A 19,950-nucleotide genomic window follows, 5' to 3' on the forward strand; every position below is an offset into this window, starting at 1 on the left:
CTTTAAGTTCACAATATATCGTGAATTTAAAGCTGATTTTCTTTTGAGTATCCAATGGAAACCGGTTATAAATGCAAAGAGTCTGCTTCCTTAAGAAACAAACTCTTCACTAACCAACCAAAAAAATCATAAACAATTATTAGAGTAGAATTTAAAATAGTAGCCTTATTTAGCTTTAATATTTAAGCAATAAAATTTAATTTAGGGTAAATTATTTTTATTGCGCTGCTCTTAATAACTCTCTTGTAACATATTTACGAGAATAAATATGTTACGGTTTTATATTTTGGAAATTTTAACATCCATTTACTTATTCTAGCCATTCTTTAAAAAGTTTTACTCGCTCTCTACTTACTATTAACTGATGTTTATTGAAACATTCCAACTTTACTTCCAAACGTAAGTTAGAATAGCTTACAATATCTTTTATAGCATTTAGGTTTACAATAAATTTTCTACTAATCTTAAAGAATTTATTTGGATCCAGATCTTGCTCTAATTTTTCTAAACTAAGATCTAACAAATAGCTTCTATCATTATTGGTATGTAAGTATGTTCCTTTATTTTCTGAATAAAAACAACAAATATCATTTACCTCAAAAATCTTTAAATGCTGCCCTACTTGTATAGTAAAGCGCTTCTTATATTCCTTAGGTGAAGGTTGCTGAAACATTTTTTGAATATCTTCCGCACTTATAAAACTAGGGCTCTTTTTAGCGCTATTAGAAGCGTATTTCTGTACAGCTTCCTCCAACTCTTCATCATCTATAGGTTTTAATAAATAATCTACACTATTCAACTTAAAAGCCTTTAAGGCATATTCATCATAGGCAGTTGTGAATATAATGGCGCTTTTAATTTCAACCTTTTCAAAGATCTCGAAAGATAAGCCATCACTTAGTTGAATATCCAAAAAAATAAGTTCGGGATGCTCATTGTTTTTAAACCATTCCACCGCGTCATTTACACTGTGTAACATAACAATTACCTCCAGTTCTAAACCTTTAAGCATTCTATTAAGTCTTCTCGCAGAAGGTTTTTCGTCTTCTATAATTACTACTTGCATTTAATTAATTTAAGTACTATTCCCATTTTTGTTTTTCCTCCTCCTTCATAAAAGATCTTATCTTTCTCTCTTCCCAATCCTTATTGAACATAGGATTAATTTGATGCGCTCTCATTGCGTCGAATATCAGCCCAATTCCCCAACCTGCAGTCACCCATAAAAACCATGGATATCTCCATTCATTTGAATAATAATTCACTGCTGCAAGAAATATATTAACTACAATATAACTAAGTAGATGACTGTAGAATTTTTTTAATTCTTCTACTCTCTCTTTTGCTCTTTGATAATTTTTCTCTGAATTTTCCATCTTAATTATTGATTACGTTTCATGTATTCTTTTATTTTCTTTTCTTCCCAATCTTTTCCTAATAAAGGGTTGTAGCCAAATACTTCCATAGCATGAAAGAGCAAGCCTATCCCCCATCCAATTGTAGGGAAGATCACCCAGGGAAATCCGTTACTAGAAAGTAAATTAAAGATTGCTAAAGCGGGGATAACGATACAATAAGAAGTTAGATTACCATAGAAGCCTCTTAGTTTTTTCACTTTCTCTTTGGCCCGTAGATAACTATTATCTGCATCTAATGTTTCTTCTCTTTTCATAACTTCAATCTTTTTGGTGAGTAATGGCAATCGTACTTCAAAATAATTTTCTGATTTATTTATTTTAACTTTTCTATTGGTTAACAGCCCATATCTCTGCTGAATATTGATTAACCCAACTCTACTTCCTTTCCCTAATATTTCTTTTTCCTGAAGGTTGTTTTTTACAACTAATTCATTCCTGTCTTCAAAGATCTCTATTTGTAATGGCTGCTGTGGAGATACTCTATTATGCTTAACTGCATTTTCTAGTAGTAATTGAAGCGATAATGGAACTACTTTAGCTTCAGCAAGATTAAGCTCTAATGGAATAGAACAATTAATTCCATCTTCAAATCTCATTTTAAGAAGATTAATATAGGTTTTCGCAAATTTTATTTCTTCAGATAATTCTACTAATTCCTTATTTTTTTGCTCCAATACATACCTATATGTCTTTGATAAAGAAGTGGTGAATTTTTGAGCAGCAATTGGATTTTCTTCAATTAAAGAAGTTAATACATTTAAACTATTGAATAAAAAGTGTGGATCTAATTGATTTTTAAGTGCATCGAATTTGGCAGAAGCCGTACCGGCAATTATTTTTTGTTCAGCAACCCTTCTCTCCTGTAAAGCTTTATAAAAATAAAACAAGTGAAAGCTTAGAGAAATGATCGCCGTAAATAGTAAAGGAAAAAAATAATACCCTATACGCTCGTTGGCTAAAAATTCATCGATATTATATCTATTCTCAAAATAAACTAAGTGTATTATTCTACATACAAAATAAGCTATCAAAGTTAAAATTATACTTCCAACAACCCCTATTATTACTCGTTGCACACCTTTACCTTCCCAGTTCACCTTATCATTCATAAAATAAAAGAACAAACCATTTACTCCAGATAGGACAAAACTGTAAAAGAAGTAAAGACCCCAATTTGAAACACTTAACAAATCTTCTAAAGTAGTAGCCTGATTAAATACCATATCTAATAAGACCAAGATTATAGTAATTATAAGGCTTATCTTAATTAGTTTGAGAACAATTTTATACATCGTTTTGTAATTATTACTTTAGAATAGATCAAATATCTTTAAATCATTAATTCTATTAAAGACTTTTAAACTGAACTGTGATTTTTATAGGTTGAACTGTATAGAATTACAATTTAGACTTAATTTCAACTAGATATTAATTACCGTTTTAAATAAATTTTAACACTATAATTAATACCTTGAATTCTTAAAATCAATCTAACCCAAATTATGAATATTTTTGAAGCTTTAAGGCAAGAACATGAAATCCAAAGAGAACTAGTTAAAAAACTGGTGTCTACCCATGGAGATACTCAGGAAAGAAAGAAAATTTATGAGCAGTTAAAACACGAGCTTAAGATACATGCAGATGCGGAAGAAAGACATTTTTATGTTCCTTTAATCCAGAAAGATCTTACGCAAGAAAAAGCTAGACACAGTGTTGCAGAACATCACGAAATGGATGAACTAATGGAACAATTAGATGATACAGACATGAGTGCATCTAACTGGTTAAAAATAGCAAAAGATCTTGAGCATAAGGTAACTCACCATTTGGATGAAGAAGAACATGAAGTCTTCCAAATGGCAGGAAAAGCGCTAACTGAAAAACAAAAGATCTCATTGGCATCAGATTATAATAAAGAGATCACTAAGAACAGATAATTTTTGATTTATTAATTAAAGAAAAATCCGCCTCAAATGAATTGAAGCGGATTTTTATATTTCAAACTCAACATATTTTCAGCAACAACTACTATAGAGCTCTATCTGATTTAGATTGTTTTTGATTTTCTTTAAACGGTCTAATGATTAGTCTTGCTGCTTTATCAAAATTCACATAGTTATACACCCAATTAAAGAAAGTGACCAGCCTATTTCTGAAACCTATTAAAAACCAAAGGTGTATAAACATCCATACGAACCATGCAAAGAAGCCACCAAATTTAAATTTACCCAACTCTACAACCGCCCGATTTCTTCCTACAGTTGCCATAGTACCTTTATCAAAATATTTAAAAGGCTCTAATTCTTCGTTATTTAATAAGTGACTAATATTCTTAGCTAAATGTTTTCCTTGTTGGATTGCAGGTTGAGCCACCATAGGATGTCCTTTCGGGAATTCATCGCTTTCCATTACTGCAATATCCCCAATAGCAAATATGTTATTATACCCATTTATCTGGCTATATTTATTTACAACATACCTATTAGCTTTTTCAATTAAAGCCTCTGCCTTGAGTCCTTTAACTGGAGCGCCAGTTACCCCTGCACTCCATATAAAAGTATACGTGTCAAATTTTGTAGATGTATTAGTTAATACCTCTCGCCCATCATAAGACTCAACTTGAGTATTTAGGTGCAGTTGCACTCCCAATTCCTTTAAAAAATTGGCAGCCTTCTCCGAAGATTTTTCACTCATTGGAGGTAATACTCTATCCATACCTTCAATAAGATGAATTTCCATTTCCGAAGCATCCAGATCTGGATAATCTTTTGGAACTACATGATTTCTTAACTCAGCAATTGCTCCACTTAATTCTACTCCAGTTGGCCCAGCCCCAGCAAGTACAAAGTTAAGTAAGGCTTTACGTTCTACTGGATCTTCGGTGATCACTGCTTGTTCAAGATTTTCTAAAATAAGACTCCTAATGTTTAAAGCATGCGGTACCGATTTCATCCACATTCCATTCTTTTCTATACTATCATTCCCGAAAAAGTTGGTTTTAGAACCTGTAGCAATTATTAAATAATCATAATGAAGTTCCCCTATATTAGATTGAATTATCTGTCTTCCTGAATCTATATTAGATACTTCTGCCATTCTAAAATAGCCTCTGTTGCTAGTTCTAATTATCTTTCTAAGCGGATATGCAATGGAATCTGGCTCTAATCCAGAGGTAGAAACCTGATAAAGAAGGGGCTGAAATGTGTGGTAGTTATGTTTATCTATTAATACCGTTTGCACTTGTTTCTTTAAAAGTTTCCTGGCTAAAGAAATTCCTCCAAATCCTCCTCCTATTATTACAACACGCGGTAAATTGGTTTTAGGTATATTCATTTATCAATTAGAGATTATAGTGGGTAATATAAATAGGTATTAGTTTAACAATTATTCACCAATTTATATATCTTCGAAAATAAGAATAATTTGGCTTTTAAATAAATCCAATCAAACAGTTTAGAATTTACCCTGCTAGATGTAACACTGTGCAACATTCAAAGACTAACAATTTGTAAATAGCATCTGTGGAGAAAGAATTAGAACATCAATTTGTAACCAATCTGGAGAGAGATCAAAATATTGTACACAAAATCTGTAGAATTTATACTAATGATCAGGCATCTCACAATGATTTATTTCAGGAAGTAACTATACAACTGTGGAAAGCATATCCAAAATTTAGAGGAGATTCTAAATTTAGCACATGGATGTATAGGGTGGCATTAAATACTGCTATTACTTTATATCGTAAGAAAAAAAGAGGAATTCAGACTCAAGATTACGATTCTGTTCATTTTAGAATTAAGGTAGATGAATATGATGATGAGACAGAGCAACGTTTATCATTAATGTACAATGCCGTTAAAGAATTAAACGATATAGATAAAGCCTTGGTTTTTCTGTATTTAGAAGACAAAAATTACAAAGAAATATCTGAAACAATGGGGATTAGTGAAGTGAATGCTCGAGTGAAGATGAATAGAGTGAAAACTAAATTAAAAAAAATATTAAATCCGTAAGCATATGGATGAATTAGACTTGTTAAAAAGGGACTGGAATAGGCAGCAAGGGAATTATCCTAAGCTTAGCTTTGATGAGATCTACAAAATGATTTGGAAGCGTTCTCATTCTATCGTGAAATGGATCTTCTATATAAGTATCATAGAACTTATTTTCGCTACTATTTTGAATATTGCTTTCTCTGGAGATAAATATTGGGAGGATATCGAAAAAAACAATTTGAAGGAGATAGTTACCGTCCTTTATATTTTAAGTTATGCCATCACGTTTTATTTTATCTATAGATTCTACAAGAATTATAAAATGATCTCTACTACAGATGATGCTGCAACTTTAATGAAGAACATTCTAAGAACAAGAAAAACTGTAAAATACTATATAGCTTATGTTCTAATATCTACTGGAGCAACAGCTATTGGCCTATTTAGTTATATGCTTTTAAATCATACGAATCCTGATGCCAAGGAGATCTCCAAATATTCTTTTGAAATGATGGATTGGGTTAAATTTATTGGTATAAGTGTATTGATTTTAACCTTATTCCTAGGTCTAATTTGGGTATTTTACAGATTACTTTACGGAATATTACTAAGAAGACTGAAAAAAAATTATATAGAATTGAAGAAGTTAGAAATGTAATTTATAGTTTATAAATGGAATTGAAATATTTCCAATTCCTAATTCCATTTATAGACTTTGTTTTTCTTACTCTTTATATCTCCTCTCCCGTCTTATCTTTTAATAATGTTTTAAATCGGTTTATCCTCCAAACCCTTTTAAATACGTTACTTTTGCAAAAATCAATTTTGCCCTCATTATTTAAAAATTCAAAAGAATGGAATTTACAAACCCCCTTATTTACGGGGTGCCCGTTTTTTTAGCACTTATCGTGTTGGAATTAACTTATAGTAAAACCCATCACAACGAAGAGTTGTATAAATGGAAAGATCTTTTTTCAAGCCTTTCTATGGGTATTGGATCTGCGGTAATAGCTGCATTGATAAAAACAGTTTCCATCATTCTTTTATTCGAATTTGTCTATGAATTGTTCAACCCGATTGTTGATGGGGTAAGAACAAATATTATGGGGTGGAAATCCTTTGGTTATGCATGGTATGTCTGGATCTTATGTATGTTATTAGACGATTTCAGTTATTATTGGTTTCATAGGCAAAATCACATGGTACGTTTTTTCTGGGCAGCCCATATCGTACATCATTCTTCAGATAATTTTAATCTTGGAACAGCGGTTCGTAATGGCTGGTTCACTATTATCTATAAACCTTTTTTTTATGTGTGGATTGTAATAATAGGATTTCCACCAGAAATGGTGGTGGTATGCCTAGGAATTGAAGCCTTATGGCAATTCCAATTACACACCAAATATGTTCCCAAAATGGGAATTATAGAAAAGTTTCTCAATACCCATACTATGCACCAAGTACATCATTCCAAGAATTTGGAATATATGGATAAAAATCATGGTGGTATTTTAAATATTTTTGATAGAATTTTTGGTACTTGGAAAGAGTTGGATCCTTCAGTAGATATAGAATATGGAGTTTCTACTCCACCCGATTCTTTTAATCTATGGGTTATCCTAACTCATGAATACCAAAATATCTGGCAGGATACCAAGAAATCAAAGAACTGGAAACATAAATTCATGTATGTGTTTGGACCTCCTGGCTGGAGCCATGATGGGAGTACCAAAACCGTTAAAGAGATGCGGAAAGAATTAAAAATGGATAGTTAACTTTTTAAATTTCATTTCCATAAAGTTTAATGTAATATTGGAAAAATCTAGTGACTATTAATTTTCAAAATTAATTTAATACTCCCACTTTCTTTTCTCATTCAATTCCTCCATATGGTCAATTTCTTCCTGTGGAATAACCTTTAAAAACGACGAATGTTGTTCTATAGCATATTCTAATTTTTCAACTATATCTTCTATAGAATCATTTTCATAATCAAATTCTAAAGCTGGTTTAACTTGGAAACTTTGAAGAATACCTCTTTTCTTAAGTCGAATCCCCTTCTTATCAAAAGATCTTCTAAATCCATCTATAACAATGGGAATAACTATTGGTCTATGTTGTCTTATTATGTGAGCAGTTCCCTTTCTAATAGGTTTAAAAGGCTTGGTAGTTCCTTGAGGAAAAGTGATCACCCATCCATCCTTTAATGCGACTCCTATATTGTCGGTGTCCTCTGTATTTACTTCCCTTTTTATATCTTTTCCTTTAGAACGCCAAGTTCTTTCTACAGTGATCGCTCCAGCATAAGCCATGATTCTAGTAAGTAAGCCTGCCTGCATAGTTTCTTTGGCAGCTACATAATATAAGTTCAATTTTGGTTGCCATAAGTACCCTACGTTTTTAATGTTATCTACCCTCCCACTTAAACTCGCATTAAAAACATGAAACATGGCTGTAACGTCTGCAAAATAAGTTTGGTGATTAGAAACAAAAAGCACGTTAGTACTGGGAAGATTCTTAATAATATCGGAGCCTTCAATGTGTAATTCATTAAATCCTCTATAGCGTCTATGGGATAGTACACCAAAAATACGAATTAACCATTTTTTTATAAATAGGTAATGTCCAAATGGATTTTTAGTAAATAATCCCATGTGAATATGATTGATCTTGAATTGTTAATATTATCTTAAAAAGTCAAAGATACTAATAAAGTTTAGAGTGCCTGCTTCAATAAATCTTTTAATTCACTTAGCATCATTGCAGTTGCACCCCATACTATATGACCATTCAGAGAAAAAGCTGGCACTTGTATATTTTCAGCATAAGATGTACTTAATTCTTGAGAGACCAAGTTTCTATCATCCATAAAATCTTCCAAGTCTATTTCCAGTATTTTTTCAACCTCAGATTCCTGTGGAATAAGTTCCGGGGTTCTATCTATAAGTCCAACATAGGGATGAACCCAAAAATTACTGGGAGGAATATATAATTTGGTTAATTTTTTTACAACCCTCACCTCTGCTTGTGGAATCCCAACTTCTTCTTCCGTTTCCCGAAGAGCCGTATATTTTAAATTTTTATCAAAATTCTCTACTCGTCCACCAGGAAATCCAACTTGATTGGAATGAACCCCTTTATATGTCTTTCTTAGAATTAAAACCAAATTCGTGATTTCCTTTCTATTAGGATAAAATAGCGCCATAACCCCCGCTTTATTGGGCTTATTAGCTTTTATATCTATATCTGCTAATTCCTTAATTCGTAATAATGGAGCTAATTTATGTTGAGCCTCCACGCCAGGGAGTTCTAAATTCTTTAAATTTGAAATTTTATATGTAAATTCAGTAAAATTCATGACACGAAAAATTTCTTATCTTTTAATTTCTTTTGTTCTATTATTGGCAAGTTGTGAAGATACACAAAAATCAAAGATCAAAAATACAGGTTCATCTTCCTCTAATACTATAACAAAGGTAAAAGACTCTTCAGAAAATAAAATCAATTCATCTAAGAAAAAAAAGGACAAATTATTCCTTCATGATGAACCCATGCTTGTTCAAGAAAAGTTAATTCCATTTTTAACTGAATATGGAAAGAAAAATACAGAAAACAAGATTAGAATAAGTACCAGGTTTGGGGATATAGATATTGTACTTTATAACGACACTCCATTACATAGGGCTAATATGATCTTACTAATTAAAGAAGGATATTTTAATGGTACTTTTTTCCATAGAGTTGCTAATGGCTTTGTAATTCAAGGAGGGAACTCAGATAATAAAGACACAAGTATTAAGAGAAATAATATTGGCTCCTACTTAATTCCAAGTGAATTTGAAGCCGGACATAGACATACTCGAGGTGCATTTTCAGCAGCTAAATATGCAGAACAAAATGTTAGTAAAGCATCTTCGCCATTTGAGTTCTTTATTGTGCAAAGTGAAAGAGGTGCTCATCATTTGGATAATGATCACACTGTTTATGGAAAAGTGATAAAAGGCATGGACGTAGTAGATGAAATTGCTAAACAGCCTATTGGAGAAGGAGAATGGCCTTTAATCAATATTCCTATTACAGTAGAGATCCTAAAATAATTATAGGTAGTTTAGTACAAATTCAATTCATCTTTAAATCTATACAATTCAGTAAGTTAAAATATTAAACAAATAAGATCTGAGTCTATATTTGATCTTATAACTAATAAAACTTTAAATTATGAAAACAATTGCAGTGTTAATCGCATTATTTTTAAGTCAACTATTTTATGCGCAATCTGCTACCTCGCCGGAAATTTCGGTGAGTGTAGAGAACATTAAAAGTGATAATGGAATGATATTATTCGGAGTTTATTCTAAGAACACTTTTCTTAAAGCCGCTCCAGAATTTAGTGCACAAAGTAAAATTGTAGATGGAGTAGCGAGTGTTACATTTAAGGATTTGCCATCAGGAACCTATGCTATTTCATGTTTCCATGATAAAAACGCCAATTCACAAATGGATTTTGAACCAACGGGAATGCCTTTAGAACCTTATGGAATATCTAATAATAAGATAAACGATTATGGACCACCACTTTGGACAGATGCTAAATTTGAACTGGAAAATGAATCCCTAAACATGACTATCAAGTTAACCAACTAACTATAGGTAAGTGAAGCTGAATTATAAGTTTTAATAGAAAAAATCAATACCTTTACATTCGTATTAATTCTATTATATGACTATAACTCAGCTTCAATATGTTCTAGCAGTTGCAGAACATCAAAATTTCACAAAAGCAGCCCTCAAGGTTTTTGTCACTCAACCAACTTTGAGTATGCAAATTCAGAAATTAGAAGAGGAACTTGGTGTTAAGATCTTTGACCGAACCAAGAAACCTATTCAATTAACCGAGACTGGAAGAAAAATCGTAAATCAGGCACGAAATATCGTGAATGAGAGCGACCGCATTCAAGATATAGTAGATCAAGAAAAAGGCTTTATTGGGGGTACATTTAGATTAGGTATAATTCCAACCGTAATGCCAACCTTATTACCTATGTTTCTTACAAACTTCATTAAGAAATACCCAAAGGTTAAGCTAAAAATTGAAGAATTAAATACAGAAGCGATAATTGAACGTTTAAATGATGGACATTTAGATGCGGCTATTGCTGCAACTCCTTTAGAATTGGATGGAATAAAAGAACAGGTGTTATACTATGAACCTTTTGTAGCTTACATTCCTGAAGGTCATCGGTTGTCCACGAAAAATAACTTAAACGTTGAAGATCTAGATATAGACGATATGTTGCTTTTGGAGGATGGCCATTGCTTTAAAGATGGCATTGTTAATCTATGTAAAGCTTCCAGAAATTACGATGGAGACAACTTTCAATTAGAAAGTGGAAGTTTTGAAACACTTTTAAAATTGGCCAATGAAGGATTAGGTATGACTTTACTTCCATACTTGCATACCTTGGATCTGGGGGAGAAAGAACGCCAGAGATTAAAAATGTTCGTAGAACCTGCACCGGCTAGGGAAGTAAGTTTAATTTACACCAAAAGTGAATTAAAAATGCAAATTATAGAAGCACTCCGCACAACAATTGCAGGAGTTATTAAAGGAGCTATAGCTTTCCAGAATGTAAAGATTATAAGTCCCTTAAATAATAGAAAGAATGTTACAAATTAAAAGATCGGCCAAATGGCCGATCTTTTAATTTAAATATATTAGACACTGATTTAATTCAGGATTCTGCTGAGTAAGGGAAACTATCCAGATTTTCAATTCCTCAATTTCGTGAGGTAATAATCTTTGAAGTGCCTTTTTAACTTCTTTGCAGAAAAGTACGGCATCAAAACTTACTTTGTCAAGTATTGTTTTGGTGTATTCAAACATCGCTCTCGCCATAATTTGATACTGTTTTAAGTTGTTGATTTAATTTAAGTAAAAGTAGAATTATACTATAGGCAGGTTTTATTAAATCCTCTCTAATATAGGAAAATTTAAACAGTTCTGCAATGAAGCAATTGTTTAATAATTTAGAATCTATTATCTCCACTAATTATATCTCCAATTCCTCCTAAAATACTGCCTTCACCTTTATCTTTACCACCACCTTGAGGCGCTGCTTGTAGTACTCTATTGGCCAATCTGCTAAAAGGTAAAGACTGAACATAGACAACACCAGGACCTGTTAGAGTTGCAAAGAATAAACCTTCTCCACCAAAAATGGTGTTTTTAATACCTCCAACAAATTCGATATCGTAATTCACATCTTGCGTAAAACCAATGATACATCCAGTATCTACACATAGTTTTTCACCAACTTTTAATTCCTTGCGAGCCATTGTTCCACCAGCATGCACGAAAGCCATTCCATCTCCTTCTAATTTTTGCATAATGAAACCTTCACCGCCAAAAAGTCCTCTCCCTAATTTCCTGCTGAATTCGATTCCGATAGAAACGCCTTTAGCAGCACATAAGAAAGCATCTTTTTGACAAATGAATTTCCCTCCATATTTACTAAGATCTATTGGCAATATTTTTCCTGGGTAAGGTGAAGCAAAACTCACCTTTTTCTTACCAGAAATCTCATTAGAAAAAAGAGTCATGAATAAACTTTCTCCTGTGAGCAATCTTTTTCCAGCTCCAAGTACTTTCCCTAGAAAGCCTTCATTTTGTTTGGATCCATCTCCAAAAATAGTGTTCATTTTAATCCCACTATCCATCATCATAAAATTTCCTGCTTCTGCAATAACTGCCTCATTTGGATCTAACTCCAATTCTACATATTGCATTTCTTCGCCGAATATTTGGTAATCTATTTCGTGTGCATTCATAATAACTTGTTTATGCAAATAGGTAGTATAAGTTTAAAAATGTTACAATCCTATAATAGAATTCCCTAGTTTTTGCTCTTTAATCGAACAGTCCATTCAAATTCAAATGTAGAAACTTCTACTCCGTCTTCATTTAATCCCACAGATTTCATCCAAAAAGTTTGACCTTCACCAGTTCTAATTGTTTCTTGAATTGCTTCTGTAATTAGATGCCCGTCATTACATGTGAATTCTAATTTCCCTGTAGCTTTCTTTGTGAAATGTGCTTTATTTTGAGCTACTAACATAGAGATCTTCTTACCACTTTCTTGGATCTGACCAATGACCATTGCGCCAGTACTTAACTCTGCAGCCATTGCCTGTACCGCAAAGTACATAGAATTGAACGGGTTTTGATTGATCCATTTGTGCCGAACTTTAACTGTACAGCTTTCCTGATTGATCTCTTTAACTCGAACTCCACACAACCAAGCGCTAGGTAGTTTCAAAATTAAAAATTTATTGAGTTTCCCTGGTGTTATCTTCATTATCGATATTAATTTTTCCTAAAAGTATCTAAAAATTATTGAACCCCGAAATGTTAAACTTTTCTTAAAATTAATAACAATACAGTACTTTGTTTTGCATAATACCATCTTAAAGATATATATTTGTATAAGAAAATCAATCAACTATGGAAACTACATCATCACAACCAGACAAAACAGTTGCCGCATTTGTCCATCTTTCGACCTTTAGTAAATATCTATTTCCGTTTGGAAACTTCATATTTCCTTTAATTCTATGGACTGCTAAACAGAAGGATCCTTTTGTTGATCATCATGGCAAACAAGCCTTGAATTTTCAAATAAGTATGTTTCTATATTTTATACTATTAGTATGTATTGGAATTGCTGGAGTAGTCTTTTGGGGAGTTCACTTTAATTTAGATGATCCTTTTATTATTTCAGAGAATTATATAAGCACAGGTCATCCTCATAATTTAATATCGTTGTTCGTATTTGCAGCAATTCTAGGATTCCTATTATTAGGGTTATTTGTTCTAGATATTGTAGCTGTAATCCTTGCTACCATCAAAGCAAGTGAAGGACAATTATATAAATATCCTTTAACCATCAATTTCATCAAGCCAACTCAAGTTGGCAACAATCAATCAAAAAATGAACAGTTTAACAACAATCAAAATCAAACGCTATGAAGATTGAAAACACCAAAGCACAAATGCGTAAAGGAGTGCTGGAGTATTGCATTCTATCGGTGTTGAAAGATACAGATGCCTATGTGGCAGAGATCTTAGACACCCTTAAAGACGCAAAATTATTAGTGGTGGAAGGAACAATTTATCCTTTGCTTACCCGGCTTAAAAATGCTGGATTATTAAGCTATCGCTGGGAAGAATCTACCAGTGGACCCCCAAGAAAATATTATGGCTTAACAGATACTGGCCAATTATTTTTAACCGAACTAACCCATACCTGGGATGAACTTCAAACCGCTGTACAAGTTGTAACCACTCAAAAAAACAAAAATCATGAATAAGACAGTAAATATAAACCTTGCCGGCATTTTCTTTCATATTGATGAAGATGCATACGCTAAACTACAGCATTATCTAGAGGCAATAAAACGCTCACTTACTAACACTCAAGGCAAGGAAGAGATAATTGCAGATATTGAAGCTCGTATTGCTGAACTTTTTAATGAAAAAATTCAGGATAAAAAGCAAGTAATAGGGAATACCGAAGTGGAAGCAGTAATAGCAACTATGGGACAACCAGAAGATTATATGTTAGACGAAGAGATCTTTGAAGATGAACCTAGCTATACTAAATCTTCCTCTACTGGAAAACAACTTTTTAGAGATACAGAAAACTCTTATGTGGGTGGGGTATCTTCAGGGTTAGGTCATTATTTAGGAATTCAAGCTCTTTGGGTACGTTTGCTATGGGTGGTTTTAACCGTTGCATCCAGTGGCGCATTTATACTTATCTATATTGCATTATGGATCTTTGTTCCTGAAGCTAAGTCTACAGCAGATAAACTATCTATGCGCGGAGAAGAGGTTAATATCTCTAATATAGAACGCAAGATCAAAGAAGGTTTTGACGATGTTGCTGGAAAAGTTAGAAATGCAGATTACGATAAATACGGGAGACAAGTAAAATCTGGAGCCAGTTCTGCCGCAACCGGTATAAGTTCTGCCATCTTAGCAATACTTAACATCTTCGTGAAATTTATAGGCTTACTTATCCTATTAATTGCAGGGTCTACTCTTATCGCTTTATTTATAGGATTATTCACTGTTGGAACTTTCGGAATTGTAGAAGCACCTTGGACAGATTATATTGAAATGGCTGCAATTGGCGCTCCAATTTGGGTGATCTCTTTACTTACATTTTTTGCAGTAGGAATTCCGTTTTTCTTCCTTTTCATTTTAGGATTGAAAATAATGGTAAGAAAACTAAAATCAATTGGTACACTTGCAAAGATGGTCTTATTAGGGCTTTGGTTATTATCCGTATTTGGATTAGCTTTCTTAGGTGTAAAACAAGCTACCCTAAGAGCTTTTGATGGTGAAATAGTAATTACTGAAAAATTACCAATCAGCCCACAAGACACTTTATATCTAGCAATGAGATCTAATCCGGAATATTCTTCAAATACTTGGAGAAAAGGTTTAGAGATTAAATATGATGATAATGATACAAAGATCATGTACATCACAGATATAGTTGTGGTAGTAAAATCCACCAAGGATTCAATTGGAAAAATAGAAATTATTAAAACCGCAGAAGGTAGCGACTATAAAGACGCAAAGGACAGAGCAAAAAATATTAGCTACAACACAAGTTTAGAGGGAAACAAGCTGTATTTAGACTCTTATCTTACCTCTCATTTAAATAAATACTACAGAGATCAAGAAGTTAAAGTGACTGTTTATGTTCCTGAAGGAAGTGTTTTATTCGTAGATGAAAATGTTAGTGATTACTACAGATATTCAGATTACGCTGGTGGAATCTTAAAATACGATCAAGAAGAGCACTTTGTAAAAGTAATTGAGAATGCCACTATTTGCGAAACTTGCCCTATAGAAAGTTTCGAGTCTAACGATAATTCTTGGAACTCCGATGACAACTGGGACGAATCAGATTCATTTAATGAGGATGATGAAATTAATGTTCGTATAAATTCTGATGGTGTGCAGATAAACAAGAAAAAAGACAATTGGGAGGAATCTAGCAATTTTAGTGACGACGATAATGTAAAGGTTCGAATCATTTCAGATGGAGTTCAAATAAATAAAAATAATGACAAGAAGATAAAAATTGATGAAAACGGAATAGAAATTAAAAAGAACTAGTCATGATCGCATTAATTAAACTTATAATCGTTTTGGTTTTATCGGTTTTCTCCGGAGAACCAGCTGAAGAAAAGATAACGGAAACTAGTCAGTACTTAGAGCTATTGCAACAGCAAAAAATAGACATGCTCTCCAGGTGTTCCAAAACCTGCATAGCAAGCTAAATAAAGCCCCCAAAGTTTGGGGGCTTTTTCTATATTTGCCTGAATTTTAATTATTAAACTATGTATAAATATATACTTATTGCCTTTCTTTTTATTGGATTGAGTTCTCAAGCTCAAAAGAATGTAAAGGGAAGTAGAAACGTTACAACAGAGCAAAATGACATTAATTCTTTCACATCTATAGAGTTGGATGGAGAATTTGAAGTAGGTCTTTTAAAAGGTAGTCGATCTATGGTTGAAGTTGAAGCAGATGATAATTTACATGAGCTTATACAAATTGAAGTCGTTAATAATGTTCTTTATATTAAACCTTCCACTAAGATATCTAATAGTAAAAAGCAAAAGCTAACGATCACCTTCAATGATACCTTAACAAAGATCACAGTAGATGGAAAAGTAGAATTTGAAACATTACAGGAATTATATTTAAGTAGTTTTGAGTTTGTTTCTAAAGGGAAATCAAAAAGTAGGTTTGCTGCAACTACAACCTCATTCACTTTAAATAACACTGGAGATGCTAAAGTTGAAATAGAAATAACTTCAGAAAAAACAACTTTAGAATTAAAGGAGTCTAGTGATTTAAATGGTTCTTTAAAATCTTCTATGCTAACGGTGAAAGCATTAGATAAATCCTCAGCTAAACTTAAAGGAGCTATAGACGAGCTAAGTTTAAGCGCTTCAAAATCCTCTAAGTTCGATGGCGAAAAATTATCTGCAAAATCTGCTGAAGTTTTTACTACTGGAAATTCTAAGAATAGTATTAATGTTTCTAAAAGCTTAAAACTATCTGCTAAAGATAAAAGCGAGATCGATCTTTATAATACTCCCGATATAGATTTAGTTGAATTTTCTCAAAAAGCAATACTTGCTAAAAAAAGTTAAATAGTAGATTGGCATTCTCGAAATTAGAGTATGTTTACACTCATATTAATTTCTAAATTACAATAGAATGAAAAATATTTTAAGAAATGGTTTGATTTTTTCTATGCTAGCAATAGCATTAGTGTCTTGTCGAGATGAAAAACATGAGACAGATGATATGGATGATGAAAGTGCAATTCGTAAAGAAATGAACTTAGATGGAGATGATAAGGTTAAAGTAAGTGATGAGGGAGACAAAGTGAAGATTAAAACCGACGATAAAAAGATTAAAATTGAAGTGAACGAAGATGGTTCAGTAGAAAAGAAAGTGAAAATAGACGATTAATTCTCTTTTTCGCAAATAAAAAAAGCCTCTGCAAATGCAGAGGCTTTTTTTATTATAAAATATATTCTGTAAGAATTATAAATTCGCTTCAGCATTACTTTCTATCAATTCTTCAACAGAACTTAAATAACGCTCTGCATCTAAAGCTGCCATACAACCTGTACCTGCAGCAGTAATAGCCTGTCTATATTCTTTATCTTGTACATCTCCAGAAGCAAAAACTCCTGGAATGTTGGTTTTCGTGGACTTTCCTTTGGTTATTAGATATCCCATATCATCCATCTCTAATTGTCCTTTAAAGATATCTGTATTCGGCTTATGTCCAATAGCTATAAACAAACCAGTGATCTCAATTTCTTCCTTTTCGCCAGTAACATTATTAACCATTCTTAAACCTTCTACTACTTGCTCTCCTATAACCTCATCTACTTGAGTATTGTATTTTAAAACAATATTCTTAGTATTGGTAACTCGGTGTTGCATTGCTTTAGAAGCTTTCATTTCATCCTTTCTTACAAGCATTGTAACTTTACTACAAATATTAGCAAGATAGGTAGCTTCTTCAGCAGCAGTATCTCCTCCCCCAACAATCGCAACTTCCTGATTTTTATAGAAAAAACCATCACACACAGCACAGGCAGAAACTCCACCTCCACGTAAACGTTGTTCACTTGGCAATCCTAAGTATTTTGCGGTAGCTCCTGTAGAAATAATAATACTTTCTGCTTCTATCCATGTAGAGTTATCTACACAAGCTTTATGTATACCACCTGGCTCATTGTTAAACTGAACCTCTGTAACCATTCCAAATCTTACTTGTGTTCCAAAACGCTCTGCTTGTTTTTGCAGATCTACCATCATTGCAGGACCATCTATACCTTCTGGATATCCTGGAAAATTATCAACTTCTGTAGTTGTTGTTAACTGACCTCCAGGCTCCATTCCTGTGTACATAATAGGTTTCATATCTGCTCGGGCTGCGTATATGGCTGCTGTATAACCAGCAGGTCCCGATCCAATAATCAAACATTTTATTCTTTCTACTGTATCTGACATTTCAATATTTATTTAGTCCTGTAAAAGTAGGGAGTTTAGTCAAAAACTTACAGGAATTGTTATTAAGATTTACTATTTGTTTATAATTCTAATAAATATCAGGGCTTAAAACAGGCGATTTTATAAGATCCTATTAGTAAATACTATTTTTAGAATTAACTTTGCCACCGATGATAGATATTTCACTTTTTAGCACTTTCGATATTCTAGGAACTATAGCTTTTGCCATTTCTGGGGCACTAGCTGCTATGTCCAGAAAGCTTGATCTCTTTGGGATTTTTATAATTGCTTTTGTTACTGCTACAGGTGGCGGTACGGTTAGAGATATTCTTATTGGGAATAGTCCTGTAATGTGGATGGAAAAAACATTTTACATCTACCTTATTAGTGTTATTACCTTCTTAGCTGTAGTTTTTAGACAAAAGATCAATCATTTAAAAACCTCACTATTTCTCTTTGATACTATAGGCTTAGGTGTTTTTACTATAACCGGGGTAGAAGCTGGAATAGAAAACGGATTAAGCCCAATAATATCTATTGCACTTGGAGCTATAACTGGAACTTTTGGCGGTGTTCTACGTGATATTTTATGTAATGAGATCCCAGTGATATTTAGAAAAGAAATTTATGCAACCGCTTGTATAGTTGGTGCATTAGGATATGTGATCTTATTTAATTTAAATGTAGATAATGACATTATTTACATAGTTACCTCACTAATTGTAATAAGTATACGATTAGTTGTGGTAAAATTTAAAATAGCACTTCCCTCTTTTACTATAGATACTGAAGACTTACATCCGCCACATATCTAATGAGGCAATTTGTCTTTAAGCAAACCATAAATAAAAGTACCAACAACTGCTCCAATAAGTACTACAATTATTGAAACATATCCTGCACCAATTAAAGTATAGATGGGTCCAGGACAAGAACCAGCTAAAGCCCAGCCCAGGCCGAAGATAGTTCCACCTACCATATATCTTGTAAAGCCTCTTTCCTTAGGAACGAACCTAATAGGTTCCCCAAAAAACGATTTTATATTATTTCTTTTTATCAATTGTATTCCAGCAACACCTAAAACCAATGCCGATCCAATAATCCCATACATATGAAAAGATTGAAATTGAAACATTTCATAGATTCTAAACCATGATGCTGCTTCAGATTTGTACATTACAATTCCGAAGAGAATTCCTATAAATAAATAACTAAGTGTTCTTTTCATCTTTAAAATATTAAGGGGAATAAAACATGAACCATAAATAATCCTCCTACAAAGAATCCTATTACGGCAATAAGTGATGGTAACTGTAAATTACTTAATCCTGAAATTGCGTGACCAGAAGTACAACCTCCAGCATATCTTGCGCCAAATCCAATTAATAATCCACCAAGTAATAAAAGGCCTAAAGATTTTACACTTGTTAAGGCTTCTAAGCTAAATAACTCATCTGGTAAATACGCATTTCCAGCACTACTAAAACCAAGATCCTGAAGAGTTGAAATCGTTTCTGGGTTTATAGCTACTGCTATATCATTAGATAAGTAATGAGACCCAATAAATCCACCAAGGGCTGCACCCACTACTACAACCAAGTTCCAGCGTTGTGCTTTCCAATCGAATTTAAAAAAGTCTGCCTTTTTATCTGCTCCACACATCGTACAAAAAGTTCGAAGGTTAGAAGACATTCCAAATTGTTTCCCAACAAAGATCAAGAGAAACATTATTAATGCTATTAAAGGGCCGGCAACATACCAAGGCCAAGGTTCAAAGATCCATTCCATAATTTAAATTTTCATTGAGTGCAAATAACACCATTTTTAGAGGGGTTTACAGTAACAATTGTTACAGTCGGAAATAATTAAAGAAACTAAAAAAAAGCCGAATCAATTTAGTGATCCGGCCTTTTACTTA

Annotated in this window: 25 protein-coding genes; 13 read left to right on the top strand and 12 right to left on the bottom strand. The window is 32.8% G+C overall.

Translation table 11 applies throughout. The annotated features are described in order from the left end of the window. Positions 1-310 precede the first annotated feature (310 nt). The 3 genes from BC962_RS07845 to BC962_RS07855 are packed head-to-tail and all read right to left on the bottom strand — an operon-like array spanning position 311 to position 2,710. On the bottom strand, positions 311-1,066 hold the full coding sequence (locus BC962_RS07845; RefSeq protein ID WP_121345445.1) for a LytR/AlgR family response regulator transcription factor: 756 nt from the start codon (positions 1,064-1,066) through the stop codon (positions 311-313). A gap of 16 nt (positions 1,067-1,082) precedes the next feature. Beyond that, positions 1,083-1,376, bottom strand: a complete 294-nt coding sequence (locus BC962_RS07850) for a 2TM domain-containing protein (protein ID WP_121345446.1) — start codon at positions 1,374-1,376, stop codon at positions 1,083-1,085. Between the two features lie 5 nt (positions 1,377-1,381). Further along, positions 1,382-2,710 (bottom strand): 2TM domain-containing protein, encoded by a 1,329-nt coding sequence (locus tag BC962_RS07855; RefSeq protein WP_121345447.1) that lies wholly within the window; start codon positions 2,708-2,710, stop codon positions 1,382-1,384. A gap of 210 nt (positions 2,711-2,920) precedes the next feature. On the opposite strand from BC962_RS07855, the gene BC962_RS07860 reads away from it, so the two are divergent. Next, entirely contained in the window at positions 2,921-3,355 is a 435-nt protein-coding gene (locus BC962_RS07860) for a hemerythrin domain-containing protein (RefSeq protein ID WP_121345448.1), read from the top strand. Positions 3,356-3,446: 91 nt separating this feature from the next. On the opposite strand, the gene BC962_RS07865 is transcribed toward BC962_RS07860, so the two are convergent. Then, complete coding sequence (locus BC962_RS07865; RefSeq protein WP_121345449.1) at positions 3,447-4,751, bottom strand: NAD(P)/FAD-dependent oxidoreductase; 1,305 nt, start codon at positions 4,749-4,751, stop codon at positions 3,447-3,449. Between the two features lie 188 nt (positions 4,752-4,939). On the opposite strand from BC962_RS07865, the gene BC962_RS07870 reads away from it, so the two are divergent. From BC962_RS07870 to BC962_RS07880, 3 genes are all read left to right on the top strand, one after another. Next, complete coding sequence (locus BC962_RS07870) at positions 4,940-5,434, top strand: RNA polymerase sigma factor (protein WP_121345450.1); 495 nt, start codon at positions 4,940-4,942, stop codon at positions 5,432-5,434. 4 nt (positions 5,435-5,438) lie between these two features. Further along, positions 5,439-6,074: a hypothetical protein gene (locus BC962_RS07875; protein WP_121345451.1), complete on the top strand. Its 636-nt coding sequence runs from the start codon at positions 5,439-5,441 to the stop codon at positions 6,072-6,074. Between the two features lie 196 nt (positions 6,075-6,270). Continuing rightward, the gene (locus BC962_RS07880; protein ID WP_121345452.1) at positions 6,271-7,191 is read left to right on the top strand and encodes a sterol desaturase family protein; all 921 of its coding nucleotides are present in this window, start codon (positions 6,271-6,273) and stop codon (positions 7,189-7,191) included. Positions 7,192-7,266: 75 nt separating this feature from the next. On the opposite strand, the gene BC962_RS07885 is transcribed toward BC962_RS07880, so the two are convergent. Beyond that, the gene (locus BC962_RS07885; protein WP_121345453.1) at positions 7,267-8,070 is read right to left on the bottom strand and encodes a lysophospholipid acyltransferase family protein; all 804 of its coding nucleotides are present in this window, start codon (positions 8,068-8,070) and stop codon (positions 7,267-7,269) included. 62 nt (positions 8,071-8,132) lie between these two features. Further along, complete coding sequence (locus tag BC962_RS07890) at positions 8,133-8,774, bottom strand: NUDIX hydrolase (RefSeq protein ID WP_121345454.1); 642 nt, start codon at positions 8,772-8,774, stop codon at positions 8,133-8,135. On the opposite strand from BC962_RS07890, the gene BC962_RS07895 reads away from it, so the two are divergent. The 3 genes from BC962_RS07895 (at position 8,773) to BC962_RS07905 (ending at position 11,093) form a co-directional block, all read left to right on the top strand. Further along, positions 8,773-9,513: a peptidylprolyl isomerase gene (locus BC962_RS07895; RefSeq protein ID WP_183075468.1), complete on the top strand. Its 741-nt coding sequence runs from the start codon at positions 8,773-8,775 to the stop codon at positions 9,511-9,513. The genes BC962_RS07890 and BC962_RS07895 overlap by 2 nt on opposite strands. Before the next feature lie 121 nt (positions 9,514-9,634). Beyond that, positions 9,635-10,060, top strand: a complete 426-nt coding sequence (locus BC962_RS07900) for a DUF2141 domain-containing protein (protein WP_121345455.1) — start codon at positions 9,635-9,637, stop codon at positions 10,058-10,060. 76 nt (positions 10,061-10,136) lie between these two features. Next, entirely contained in the window at positions 10,137-11,093 is a 957-nt protein-coding gene (locus BC962_RS07905) for a LysR family transcriptional regulator (RefSeq protein WP_121345456.1), read from the top strand. A 24-nt stretch (positions 11,094-11,117) separates the two neighbouring features. On the opposite strand, the gene BC962_RS16485 is transcribed toward BC962_RS07905, so the two are convergent. The 3 genes from BC962_RS16485 to BC962_RS07920 all read right to left on the bottom strand — a co-directional run bounded on the left by BC962_RS16485 (position 11,118) and on the right by BC962_RS07920 (position 12,771). Continuing rightward, complete coding sequence (locus tag BC962_RS16485) at positions 11,118-11,312, bottom strand: hypothetical protein (protein WP_121345457.1); 195 nt, start codon at positions 11,310-11,312, stop codon at positions 11,118-11,120. 131 nt (positions 11,313-11,443) lie between these two features. Continuing rightward, a complete protein-coding gene (locus BC962_RS07915; protein ID WP_121345458.1) occupies positions 11,444-12,244 on the bottom strand; it encodes a TIGR00266 family protein in 801 nt (266 codons plus the stop codon). A gap of 65 nt (positions 12,245-12,309) precedes the next feature. Next, positions 12,310-12,771 carry a DUF4442 domain-containing protein gene (locus BC962_RS07920; protein ID WP_121345459.1) on the bottom strand — a complete coding sequence of 154 codons (462 nt, stop codon included), beginning with the start codon at positions 12,769-12,771 and terminating at the stop codon, positions 12,310-12,312. A 146-nt stretch (positions 12,772-12,917) separates the two neighbouring features. Here BC962_RS07920 and BC962_RS07925 point away from each other — a divergent pair, with 146 nt between their 5' ends. The 5 genes from BC962_RS07925 (at position 12,918) to BC962_RS07945 (ending at position 16,976) form a co-directional block, all read left to right on the top strand. Further along, positions 12,918-13,442 carry a DUF4870 domain-containing protein gene (locus BC962_RS07925; protein WP_121345460.1) on the top strand — a complete coding sequence of 175 codons (525 nt, stop codon included), beginning with the start codon at positions 12,918-12,920 and terminating at the stop codon, positions 13,440-13,442. Next, entirely contained in the window at positions 13,439-13,783 is a 345-nt protein-coding gene (locus tag BC962_RS07930; RefSeq protein ID WP_121345461.1) for a PadR family transcriptional regulator, read from the top strand. Before BC962_RS07925 ends, BC962_RS07930 begins: the two co-directional genes overlap by 4 nt. Continuing rightward, on the top strand, positions 13,776-15,605 hold the full coding sequence (locus tag BC962_RS07935; RefSeq protein ID WP_121345462.1) for a PspC domain-containing protein: 1,830 nt from the start codon (positions 13,776-13,778) through the stop codon (positions 15,603-15,605). The genes BC962_RS07930 and BC962_RS07935 overlap by 8 nt, the downstream gene beginning before the upstream one ends. Before the next feature lie 224 nt (positions 15,606-15,829). Next, positions 15,830-16,651 carry a GIN domain-containing protein gene (locus tag BC962_RS07940; RefSeq protein ID WP_121345463.1) on the top strand — a complete coding sequence of 274 codons (822 nt, stop codon included), beginning with the start codon at positions 15,830-15,832 and terminating at the stop codon, positions 16,649-16,651. Positions 16,652-16,754: 103 nt separating this feature from the next. Beyond that, positions 16,755-16,976: a hypothetical protein gene (locus BC962_RS07945; RefSeq protein WP_245984118.1), complete on the top strand. Its 222-nt coding sequence runs from the start codon at positions 16,755-16,757 to the stop codon at positions 16,974-16,976. Positions 16,977-17,051: 75 nt separating this feature from the next. On the opposite strand, the gene trxB is transcribed toward BC962_RS07945, so the two are convergent. Beyond that, positions 17,052-18,032, bottom strand: coding sequence for a thioredoxin-disulfide reductase (trxB, locus tag BC962_RS07950; protein WP_121345465.1), 981 nt, complete (start codon positions 18,030-18,032; stop codon positions 17,052-17,054). 170 nt (positions 18,033-18,202) lie between these two features. Here trxB and BC962_RS07955 point away from each other — a divergent pair, with 170 nt between their 5' ends. Next, on the top strand, positions 18,203-18,847 hold the full coding sequence (locus BC962_RS07955; RefSeq protein ID WP_121345466.1) for a trimeric intracellular cation channel family protein: 645 nt from the start codon (positions 18,203-18,205) through the stop codon (positions 18,845-18,847). Here the strand turns inward: BC962_RS07955 and BC962_RS07960 are convergent. Then, positions 18,844-19,260, bottom strand: a complete 417-nt coding sequence (locus BC962_RS07960) for a DUF6691 family protein (RefSeq protein WP_121345467.1) — start codon at positions 19,258-19,260, stop codon at positions 18,844-18,846. The two genes, BC962_RS07955 and BC962_RS07960, sit on opposite strands and share 4 nt — an antisense overlap. Before the next feature lie 2 nt (positions 19,261-19,262). Continuing rightward, the gene (locus BC962_RS07965) at positions 19,263-19,820 is read right to left on the bottom strand and encodes a YeeE/YedE family protein (protein WP_121345468.1); all 558 of its coding nucleotides are present in this window, start codon (positions 19,818-19,820) and stop codon (positions 19,263-19,265) included. Between the last annotated feature and the right edge of the window lie 130 nt (positions 19,821-19,950).

Source organism: Gillisia mitskevichiae (assembly GCF_003634585.1).
Classification (GTDB): Bacteria; Bacteroidota; Bacteroidia; order Flavobacteriales; family Flavobacteriaceae; genus Gillisia; species Gillisia mitskevichiae.